At 72.7% G+C, this 2,288-nt stretch carries 2 protein-coding genes; one reads left to right on the forward strand and one right to left on the reverse strand.

Translation table 11 applies throughout. The features are described from left to right. Nucleotides 1–1,881, reverse strand: a 1,881-nt coding sequence (locus tag ACWGDE_RS38290) for a GNAT family N-acetyltransferase (RefSeq protein WP_453393702.1), incomplete at its 3' end; no start/stop codon positions are given. A gap of 184 nt (nt 1,882–2,065) precedes the next feature. On the opposite strand from ACWGDE_RS38290, the gene ACWGDE_RS38295 reads away from it, so the two are divergent. After that, nucleotides 2,066–2,288 (forward strand): HPr family phosphocarrier protein (locus tag ACWGDE_RS38295; RefSeq protein ID WP_453393703.1); only part of this gene is annotated, 223 nt, incomplete at its 3' end.

Raw genomic sequence — 2,288 nt, forward strand, 5'->3', positions numbered from 1 at the left:
CGCCAGGGCCGTCGCGGTCGTCGGGACCGTCGAGGGAGCCACGGCCTCCGGGGCCGTCGCGGCGGAGAGGGCCTCGGCCAGGGCGCCCAGCTCCACGTGGACCACGGCCACCGGCTTGCCGGGATGCGCCACCACGGCCTCGCGCAGCGCGTCGGCCAGATCGTCGGCCAGCGCCTGCTCGCTCACCCACGGGATCGCCGTCACGATCACCGCGTCGCTGTCCGGCGAGGCCAGCGCCGCGGCGACGGCCGTACGGAAGTCCTCCGGCGAGGCCGCGGTCGTCAGGTCGAGCGGCGGCAGCGGCCGCAGCCCCTCCGTCAGGCAGGCGTCGTACGTGAGGACCCCGAGCGACTCGGAGTTGCCGAGGATCGCCACCCGCGGTCCGGCCGGCACGGGCTGCGAGGCGAGCAGCAGGCCGACGTCCACCAGCTCGGTCACGGTGTCGACCCTGATCACTCCGGCCTGGCGCAGCAGCGCGGAGACCGTCGCGTCGGGCAGCCGGGTGCCGGGGACGAGGTGTCCGGCGGGGGTGTGGCGGCCGCCCTTGGCGACGACCACCGGCTTCACGGCGGCCGTGCGCCGGGCGAGCCGGGTGAACTTCCTCGGGTTGCCGAGGGTCTCCAGGTACATGAGGGCGACGTCGGTCGCCTCGTCGTCGTACCAGTACTGGAGGATGTCGTTGCCCGAGACGTCCGCCCGGTTGCCGGCCGAGACGAAGGAGGACAGCCCCTCCCCCCGCCGCAGCAGTCCGGAGAGCAGCGCGATGCCGATCGCGCCGGACTGGGTGAAGAGGCCGACCCGCCCCCGTGCGGGGGCCGGCGCGGGCGCGAGCGAGGCGTTCAGCTCCACCTCCGGTGCGGTGTTGATCACCCCGAAGGCGTTCGGCCCGATCAGCCGCATCCCGTACGAGCGCACCTGCCGCACCAGTTCGCGCTGGCGGGCCAGGCCCTCGGCCCCGCTCTCCCCGTATCCGGCGGACAGCACCACCAGTCCCTGCACTCCGTGTTCGCCGCAGGCCGCCACGGCTTCGGGGACCCGGTCGGCCGGGACCGCGATCACCGCGAGGTCGACGGGGGCGCCGATGGCGCCGACCGTGGGGTAGGCCCGTACCCCGTCGAGCAGATCGCGGGTGACGGCCTCGTTGACGGCGTAGAGGTGGCCGTGGAATCCGCTGTCGCGGAGGTTGCGCAGGGCCGCCGCGCCCACGCCCGCCAGGGAGCGGCTGACTCCGATCACGGCCACCGATCCCGGGGCGAGCAGCCGCTGCACGGAGCGGGCCTCGGCGCGCTGTTCGCGGGCGCGCTGGACGGCGAGGGACTCGGCGGTGGGTTCGAGGTCGAGGGTGAGGTGGACGGAGCCGTCCTCGAAGCTGCGCTTCTGCTGGTAGCCGACGTCCGTGAACACCTTGATCATCTTGGTGTTGGCGGGCAGCACCTCGGCGATGAAGCGGCGGATCCCGCGCTCGCGGGCCACCGCGCCGATGTGTTCGAGCAGGGCGGAGGCGACCCCGCGGCCCTGGTGCGCGTCCTGGACGAGGAAGGCGACCTCGGCCTCGTCGGAGGGCCCGGTGGCGGGGCGGCCGTCGGAGCCGATCCGGTCGAAGCGGACGGTGGCGATGAACTCCCCGCCGATCGTCGCCGCGAGGCCCACCCGGTCCACGAAGTCGTGGTGCGTGAAGCGGTGCACGTCGCGGTCGGAGAGCCGCGGGTAGGGGGCGAAGAAGCGGTAGTACTTGGACTCGTCCGAGACCTGCTCGTAGAAGCTGACCAGCCGGCCCGCGTCGTCGGTGGTGATGGGCCGGATCCGGGCGGTTCCGCCGTCGCGCAGGACGACGTCCGCTTCCCAGTGATCCGGGTACGAGGGGTCCGACTCGGTGGTCATGGGGCCACCTTAAGGCTCGAACGGCCCGACTGGCCCGGGCGCGGCGCATCGGGCAAGCTGGCGCGAATCAGTGCAAGCTGGGGTAGGTCGAACGGCGGGAGATTCGGGCCGAAGGTCGGTCCGACCATTCCGGACGTCGTGAGAGACTGGTCTAGACAACCGTAAGAACCTGAAGGGCATCACCATGGCAGAGCGCCGCGTCAACGTCGGCTGGGCCGAGGGCCTGCACGCTCGTCCCGCCTCGATCTTCGTCCGTGCGACGACCGCTTCCGGCGTCCCGGTGACCATCTCGAAGCTGGGCGGCGACCCCGTCAACGCCGCCTCCATGCTGGCGGTCCTCTTCCATCAGCACGACGGTGACGCCGAACGGGTCGGGATGGTTCAGCTCGATCGGGGTGAAGGAGTAG

The sequence above is a fragment of the Streptomyces sp. NPDC054956 genome, from assembly GCF_053609185.1.